Genomic DNA, 7,604 nt, shown 5'->3' with positions numbered 1-7,604 from the left:
TTGTCATGCTAAAAAGCACCTCCTGTTAAATTCATTTTACTTGAATTCAACAAGAAGTGCTTTTTTATTATGTCCCACTATTCTGGGTCAGTTCCGTAGTTTGAAAATGATTTTTCAACTACGATGGCTTTTTTATTTATTAATGTTTAACTGCTAATTGATAATCTTTACGATATTTAGCTGGAGTAGAAGCAGTGAAGTTTTTAAAGATCTTACAAAAATAACTTGGTTGAGAAAATCCGACATTGTGAGCGATGGCTTCAATGCTTAAAGAAGATTCCTTTAGTAAAGCTTTGGCACGCTCAATTCGTTGCTGATTTAAATAAGTAATAAAATTAACGCCCATTTCTTTTTTAAATAATTTGCTGAAATAATATTGGCTTAAATAAACATGATTAGCAACTTCTTCCAAAGTAATTGCTTGGGTGATATTTTTTTGAATATAATGAGTAGCTTTGCGAATTTCTTCTTTATTATTACTGTTTGCGTTTGAGGTGCTATTGACCTCTTGATTAACATTGAAAATAATCCGATCTCTGGGATGCAAATCATCCGTATGATAATTGCAAATTTTTTCTAACAAACGAGCAGTACTGGCAATTCTATCTTGTGAAAGAGTATGAACTCGATTGCGAGCTTGGCGCAAATCAGTATAGTCTTGCCATTTTGTTTCAATGGTTTGAATAGAAGGATGAATATAATCTGTATCAATCTGACCAATTAACAAAAAGCCATGTAATTGGTTTTTGCTGATAATTGGTAGAGAAATGTCTGTTAATCCAGCATGACAACGATAAATACTAGGGCGACCGACTTTTGAGGCTTCTAAACCACCGTACATATCGCATTTGCGACACAATTCATGAAATGCAGGGTGTTTACGCATGGCCTCGCAAAAGGGTGAAAAGTTATAAAGGGGTGAAGCTTCATTTCCCCGAATATCAACGATAACTGCACCGAAATCTGTTGCACTAGCAAAATCTTCAATGACATGGTGTAGGATAGTTGATTCTTCTTTTGTTAAGGTGGAAAATGATGAATTCATTAATTGTCCTCCTTATTATCTAGCTATAAGACTTTATTGAAGAGCTAAACAAGCTCTGGATTTTTTTGCCTAGACCAATCTACTGTTATCCATCTCCTATTTTAACAAAAATGTGTTGCTTTGCAATAAGAAAAGAAGCGTTTACATTTTTTTGCTTTGATTTTAGCAATAATTTGGTATTTTTCTTAAGAAGATTGCTAGTAAAAAGGATGATAGATTCGCTCTTTTGGTCGTTATTTTAAAATCTTGACAGCAAGATTCTACTATAAATGTATGAATAGTACTATGTCGTTAGCCAATAATCTCCTATTCTTTTTTTGTATGATAGACATGTAAAAGATTTATTTTTTTATTAAATTGAGCTGTCAGAATGAAAAAATTCTTACCGCTCTATAAAAATTTAGGAGGGAAAGACATGCAACAAGAAGCTTTAGGAATGATCGAGACGCGAGGGTTAATTGGTGCAATTGAAGCTGCCGATGCTATGGTGAAAGCAGCCAATGTTGTATTAGTTGGCACAGAAAAAATCGGCTCGGGACTAGTTACCGTGATGGTACGCGGTGATGTAGGTGCAGTTAAGGCAGCCGTAGATGCAGGAGTTTCAGCAGCAAATAATGTCGGTGAAGTTGTTTCGAATTACGTTATTCCTCGACCACATACAGAAGTTGAATCATTATTACCAAAAATTTCTGAGTAGTCAAAATAAAAAAAATACTACGCTTAAACAAATGAAAAAAGCGTAATTAAAAGGAGGCGTAACTTAAATGGAAGAAAATAAATTCGCCATGGATGACATTATTCAAAGAGTGTTAGCCAAATTTGATACACAAGAAGTTGAAAAAACATCATTAGAACCAGAAACAAATGGAGGGAAAACAAAGATGATTGAAAAAAATTGCAATTTGACTGAATTTGTTGGAGCAACAGCCTTTGGAGATACAATCGGCCTTGTGATTGCTAATGTTGATAATAGTTTATTAGAAAAAATGGTTTTAGAGAAAAAATATCGTTCAATTGGGATTGTTGGTGCGCGAACAGGTGCTGGCCCACATATTATGGCGGCTGATGAAGCCGTAAAAGCTACAAATACTGAAATTATTTCAATTGAAATGCCTCGAGATACCAAAGGTGGCGCTGGTCATGGTTCGATTGTTATTTTTGGTGGCGATGACGTATCTGATGTAAAACGTGCTGTTGAAGTTACTTTAAAAGAAGTTGATACACGAACTTTTGGCGATGTTTATGGTAACGAAGCTGGTCATATTGAAATGCAATACACAGCACGAGCTAGCTATGCTTGTAATAAAGTTTTTGGCACGCCTGTTGGTAAAGCTTTCGGAATTATTGTCGGAGCACCTGCCGCAATTGGTGTAGTTATGGCGGATGCAGCTTTAAAAGCAGCTAATGTTGAAATTGTCAGCTATGCTACACCGCAACATGGTCAAAGTTTTTCAAATGAAGTAACAATGACAATTACAGGTGATTCAGGAGCCGTTCGCCAAGCAGTTATTTCTGCTAGAGAAATCGGTATCAAACTATTAAGCACCTTAGGCTCAGAACCTAAAAACGATCAACCATCTTATATTTAATTAAAAATTAATACACTAATATAAACAAGGATGCCAGTTCCGCTTATTCAAGTACATTAGCGGAATGGTATACGGCGTGAAAATCAAACTAATTTTCTTTAGAAAATTAATACACTAATATGAACAAGGAGTGAAATAAGCTTATGAAATCAAAGCGTTTTGAAGAATTGGCAAAAAGACCTGTCAACCAAGACGGATTTGTTGACGAATGGGTGGATGAAGGCCTAATTGCGATGCAAAGTCCTAATGATCCAAAACCAAGTATTAAAATTGTTAATGATGAAGTTATCGAATTAGATGGTAAGAGTAAAGCGGATTTTGATTTGATTGACTCTTATATTGCAAAATATGGTATCAACTTAGAAAATGCTGAAGAAGCAATGGCGATGGATTCAAAAACGATTGCTAATAAATTAGTGGACCCAAATGTTAGTCGTGGAGAAATTATTGAAATTACGACAGCATGTACTCCTGGTAAACTAAATGAAATTGTTGGTTATATGAATGTTGTAGAAATGATGATGGCTGTTCAAAAAATGCGAGCACGTCGTCGACCAACTACACAATCTCACGTAACGAATTTAAGAGATAATCCGGTACAAATTGCCGCTGATGCTGCTGAAGGTGCTTTACGAGGTTTTGATGAACAAGAAACGACAGTTGCTGTTGCTCGTTATGCACCATTTAATGCTCTTTCAATTATGGTGGGCTCTCAAGTTGGTCGCCCTGGTGTATTAACACAGTGTTCATTGGAAGAAGCGACTGAACTTGATTTAGGGATGCGAGGCTTTACCGCTTATGCTGAAACGATTTCAGTTTATGGTACAGAACAAGTATTTACAGATGGTGATGATACACCTTGGTCTAAAGGCTTCTTAGCTTCTTGTTATGCTTCTCGAGGCTTGAAAATGCGTTTTACTTCAGGCACAGGTTCTGAAGTACAGATGGGTTACTCAGAAGGAAAGTCTATGCTTTATTTAGAAACAAGATGTATTTTCTTAACTAAAGCAGCTGGCGTTCAAGGTTTACAAAATGGCTCTATCAGCTGTATTGGTGTACCTGGGGCGGTGCCTTCAGGAATCCGTGCTGTTTTAGCAGAAAACTTAATTGCGACTTTATTAGATTTAGAGGTGGCTTCAGGTAATGACCAAACTTTCTCTCACTCTGACATTCGTCGGACAGCGCGATTGTTAATGCAATTTTTACCAGGAACTGACTTTATTTCTTCAGGCTATTCTGCAACACCAAACTATGACAATATGTTTGCTGGTTCTAACTTTGATGCAGATGACTTTGATGATTACAATATCATTCAACGAGATTTAAGAGTTGATGGTGGTTTACGACCAGTTAAAGAAGAAGACGTTGTAGCGGTTCGTAATAAAGCAGCTCGGGCTTTACAAGCACTGTTTGATAAATTGGGCTTACCAAAAATTACTGATGAAGAAGTTCAAGCAGCGACTTATGCTCGTGGCTCAAATGATATGCCAGCTCGTGACATGGTAGAAGATATTAAAATGGCTGGTGAGTTATTAGATCGTGGTACAACTGGCTTAGATATTGTTAAAGCCTTAGCTGAAGGCGGTTATGAAGATGTAGCAGATAGCGTATTGAATTTATTGAAACAGCGGGTTGCTGGTGATTTCTTACAAACGTCTGCAATTTTTGATGATCAATGGAATGTTATCTCTGCAGTGAATGATAAAAATGATTATGCTGGACCAGGAACTGGATATCGTTTGGATGGCGAAGAATGGGAAAAAGTTAAAGCTATTCCAAATGCAATTAATCCTAAAGACGTTTAAGGAGGAAGAGAAAAAATGGCTGAAATTAATGAACAATTATTGCGTTCTGTGATTGCTGAAGTGTTAAAAGAGATGCAGCAAGAAAAACCAGATCAGCAAGTGGAATTTAAAGCAACACCAACAACGCCGGCTGCTTCTTCTGACTGGTTTCAACCAATTGGGGTAGCTAAGCCAGGAACTTCTAGTGATGAAGTGGTAATTGCAGTAGCGCCAGCTTTTGCGGATTCACAAATAACTAATATTGTTGGTATTGACCATAAAGATATTATTCGCCAAGTAATTGCTGGTATTGAAGAAGAAGGCTTAAAAGCACGGGTGGTTAAAGTTTATCGTTCTTCAGATGTGGCTTTTGTCGCAGTGGAAGGGGATCAACTTTCAGGATCTGGAGTATGTGTTTCTTTACAATCTAAAGGAACAAGCATTATCCATCAAAAAGATTTACAACCATTATCAAATCTTGAGTTATTTCCACAAGCACCATTAATTACCTTAGAGACTTATCGAGCAATTGGTAAAAATGCGGCGAAATATGCTAAAGGGGAATCACCAAATCCTGTACCAATGATGAATGATCAAATGGCACGGCCAAAATATCAAGCTTTATCAGCTTTATTGCATATTAAAGAAACTAAGCATGTCGTTGTTGGTAAACCAGCTGACGAAATTGCAATTAGATTATAGGAGGTGCAAATTATGAGTCAAGAATCAATTGAAAACTTAGTTCGCGGTATCTTAAAAGATATGAATGGCGGTGCTACTACAACATCATCACCTGCTGCATCTACTGCACCAAGTGGCGTAACAACGGCCGATTATCCAATTGCCAAAAAACACCCTGATTGGATTAAAACTAAGACCGGTAAAACTTTAGAGGATATTACTTTAAATAACGCTTTAAATGGCAAATTAACACCAGAAGACTTGAAAATTACACCAGAAATTTTAAAAGCTCAAGGTGATATTGCTACAAGTGCCGGTCGTAAAACAATTTCACGGAATTTTACACGGGCAGCTGAATTAACAGCGTTACCAGATGCACGGGTTTTAGAAATGTATAATGCGTTACGTCCTTATCGTTCTAGCAAAGCTGAACTATTAGCGATTGCTGATGAGTTAGAAAATCAATATCAAGCTAAAATTTCTGCTGATTATGTTAGAGAAGCTGCAGAACATTATGAAAAACGTAAAAAACTAAAAGGCGATAACTAGTTGAAAAAGAATAAATAAAGGTTGGCGCAAAAACGATCGTTAAGTTTTAATCGTTTTTGCACCACCATTTATTCGCTTTTAAGCCACCTTTTATAAAAAATAATTATTCAATGAAAGGATGTCAAAAGCGATGAAACGAATCGTTGGTGTAGATATCGGTAACTCTTCAACTGAAGTGGCTATAGCTGAGTATCAAGGAAACGAGTCCGTTAAATTTTTAGCTTCTGCGATTACTGAAACCACAGGAATCAAAGGGACAAAGCAAAATTTATTTGGGATTTATAAAGCTTTACGAGAAGTAGTTGCCAAAAATCATTTAGCAATGGAAGATATTGATTTAATTCGTATTAATGAAGCTACACCAGTCATTGGCGATGTAGCCATGGAAACCATCACGGAAACGATTATTACTGAATCAACGATGATTGGTCATAATCCGAAAACGCCTGGTGGCATGGGGCTGGGGGTAGGAATAACGGTTCCTTTGCTGCAACTTGGAGAAATTAAAATTTTAGAAGCACCTTATATCGTGGTAGTTGATAAAACGGTTGATTTCGAAATTGCAGCTAATACGATTAATCAATATGTTCAACAAGGCTATCAAGTTGAAGCAGTAATTATGCAAGCTGATGACGGAGTATTAGTTAATAATCGCTTGCTGAAAAAAATTCCGATTGTCGATGAAGTAGCCTATATTGACAAAGTTCCTTTAGGAATGTTGGCGGCAGTTGAAGTTGCTGAAGCGGGTAAAGGAATTTCCCAACTATCTAATCCTTACGGTATCGCTACGGTTTTTCATTTAACATCTGAAGAAACTAAAAATATTGTCCCGGTTTCCCGTGCTTTAATTGGCAATCGTTCGGCAGTAGTCATTAAAACGCCAAAAGGAGATGTTAAAGCTCGTACGATTCCTGCTGGCAATATTGAAGTAGTTGGTGATAATCAGAAAAAAATGCGGGTGAGTGTAGCCGAAGGTGCTGAAAAAATTATGGCGATGATTTCCAGCTATCGCCAAATTGATGATGTAACTGGGGAAGCAGGCACGAATGTTGGCGGTATGTTAGAGAAAGTCCGTCATACTATGGCGCAACTAACAGATCGACCTCCTGCTGAAATTTTTATTCAAGATTTATTGGCTGTGGATACCTTTATTCCCACCTCTGTTCAAGGGGGATTAGCTGGAGAGTTTTCAATGGAACAGGCAGTTGGTATTGCTTCGATGGTGAAATCTGACCATTTACAAATGTCACGGATTGCTGATGAAATTGAAAAAGACTTAGGGATTCCGGTAGAAATTGGTGGTGCCGAAGCGGAAGCGGCGATTTTAGGGGCATTAACTACACCAGGTACAACGACGCCGCTAGCGATTTTAGATTTAGGTGCTGGTTCTACTGATGCTTCAATTATTAAAAGTAACGGTGAAATGGTGGCTACTCACTTAGCTGGTGCAGGTGATATGGTAACCATGTTGATTGGTTCAGAGTTAGGTTTTGAAGATAGATATCTGGCAGAGGACATTAAACGACATCCTTTAGCAAAAGTGGAAAGTATTTTTCACATACGTCATGAAGATGGAACAGTGCAGTTCTTTGAAGAGCCATTGCCGGCTCATTTATTCGCTAAAGTTGTTGTTGTCAAAGAAGACGGATTTGTGCCGATTCCAGGTGATTTATCAGTAGAAAGAATTAAATTTGTTCGTCAAACCGCTAAAAATCGGGTGTTTGTGACCAATGCGATTCGCTCCTTAGAGTATGTTAGCCCGACTGGCAACATTCGAGATATTCCTTTTGTAGTTATTGTTGGAGGTTCGGCTTTGGATTTTGAAATTCCGCAATTAGTTACAGATGCGCTATCTCATTACGGTTTAGTCGCTGGTCGCGGTAATATTCGGAGTGTTGAAGGGCCACGAAATGCTGTTGCTACCGGGTTAATTCTATCTTATAAGGAGGATTAGTG

Annotated in this window: 7 protein-coding genes; 6 read left to right on the top strand and 1 reads right to left on the bottom strand. The window is 37.5% G+C overall.

Going from position 1 to position 7,604, the window contains the following annotated elements; all coding sequences use genetic code 11:
• Positions 1-139 precede the first annotated feature (139 nt).
• Positions 140-1,045, bottom strand: coding sequence for a PocR ligand-binding domain-containing protein (locus M2139_RS12225; protein ID WP_280739145.1), 906 nt, complete (start codon positions 1,043-1,045; stop codon positions 140-142).
• A gap of 415 nt (positions 1,046-1,460) precedes the next feature.
• Between M2139_RS12225 and M2139_RS12220 the strand changes: the two genes are divergently transcribed.
• The 6 genes from M2139_RS12220 to M2139_RS12195 all read left to right on the top strand — a co-directional run bounded on the left by M2139_RS12220 (position 1,461) and on the right by M2139_RS12195 (position 7,602).
• Positions 1,461-1,742: a BMC domain-containing protein gene (locus M2139_RS12220; protein WP_280739144.1), complete on the top strand. Its 282-nt coding sequence runs from the start codon at positions 1,461-1,463 to the stop codon at positions 1,740-1,742.
• Positions 1,743-1,809: 67 nt separating this feature from the next.
• Positions 1,810-2,634, top strand: coding sequence for a propanediol utilization microcompartment protein PduB (gene pduB, locus M2139_RS12215; protein WP_280739143.1), 825 nt, complete (start codon positions 1,810-1,812; stop codon positions 2,632-2,634).
• 143 nt (positions 2,635-2,777) lie between these two features.
• Complete coding sequence (locus tag M2139_RS12210; RefSeq protein WP_280739142.1) at positions 2,778-4,439, top strand: propanediol/glycerol family dehydratase large subunit; 1,662 nt, start codon at positions 2,778-2,780, stop codon at positions 4,437-4,439.
• 15 nt (positions 4,440-4,454) lie between these two features.
• On the top strand, positions 4,455-5,120 hold the full coding sequence (locus tag M2139_RS12205) for a propanediol/glycerol family dehydratase medium subunit (protein WP_280739141.1): 666 nt from the start codon (positions 4,455-4,457) through the stop codon (positions 5,118-5,120).
• Between the two features lie 12 nt (positions 5,121-5,132).
• Positions 5,133-5,648: a diol dehydratase small subunit gene (locus M2139_RS12200; protein ID WP_280739140.1), complete on the top strand. Its 516-nt coding sequence runs from the start codon at positions 5,133-5,135 to the stop codon at positions 5,646-5,648.
• Between the two features lie 130 nt (positions 5,649-5,778).
• Complete coding sequence (locus M2139_RS12195) at positions 5,779-7,602, top strand: diol dehydratase reactivase subunit alpha (RefSeq protein ID WP_280739139.1); 1,824 nt, start codon at positions 5,779-5,781, stop codon at positions 7,600-7,602.
• Positions 7,603-7,604: the final 2 nt, after the last annotated feature.

The sequence above is a fragment of the Enterococcus sp. PF1-24 genome (assembly GCF_029893325.1).
Classification (GTDB): Bacteria; Bacillota; Bacilli; order Lactobacillales; family Enterococcaceae; genus HY326.
This window is presented reverse-complemented; position numbering and strand designations above follow the sequence as displayed.

Bases quoted from the DNA above. Each gene is read 5' to 3' on its own strand.
- M2139_RS12225 (WP_280739145.1), bottom strand. From the start codon at position 1,045: ATGAATTCATCATTTTCCACCTTAACAAAAGAAGAATCAACTATCCTA.
- M2139_RS12220 (WP_280739144.1), top strand. From the start codon at position 1,461: ATGCAACAAGAAGCTTTAGGAATGATCGAGACGCGAGGGTTAATTGGT.
- pduB (WP_280739143.1), top strand. From the start codon at position 1,810: ATGGAAGAAAATAAATTCGCCATGGATGACATTATTCAAAGAGTGTTA.
- M2139_RS12210 (WP_280739142.1), top strand. From the start codon at position 2,778: ATGAAATCAAAGCGTTTTGAAGAATTGGCAAAAAGACCTGTCAACCAA.
- M2139_RS12205 (WP_280739141.1), top strand. From the start codon at position 4,455: ATGGCTGAAATTAATGAACAATTATTGCGTTCTGTGATTGCTGAAGTG.
- M2139_RS12200 (WP_280739140.1), top strand. From the start codon at position 5,133: ATGAGTCAAGAATCAATTGAAAACTTAGTTCGCGGTATCTTAAAAGAT.
- M2139_RS12195 (WP_280739139.1), top strand. From the start codon at position 5,779: ATGAAACGAATCGTTGGTGTAGATATCGGTAACTCTTCAACTGAAGTG.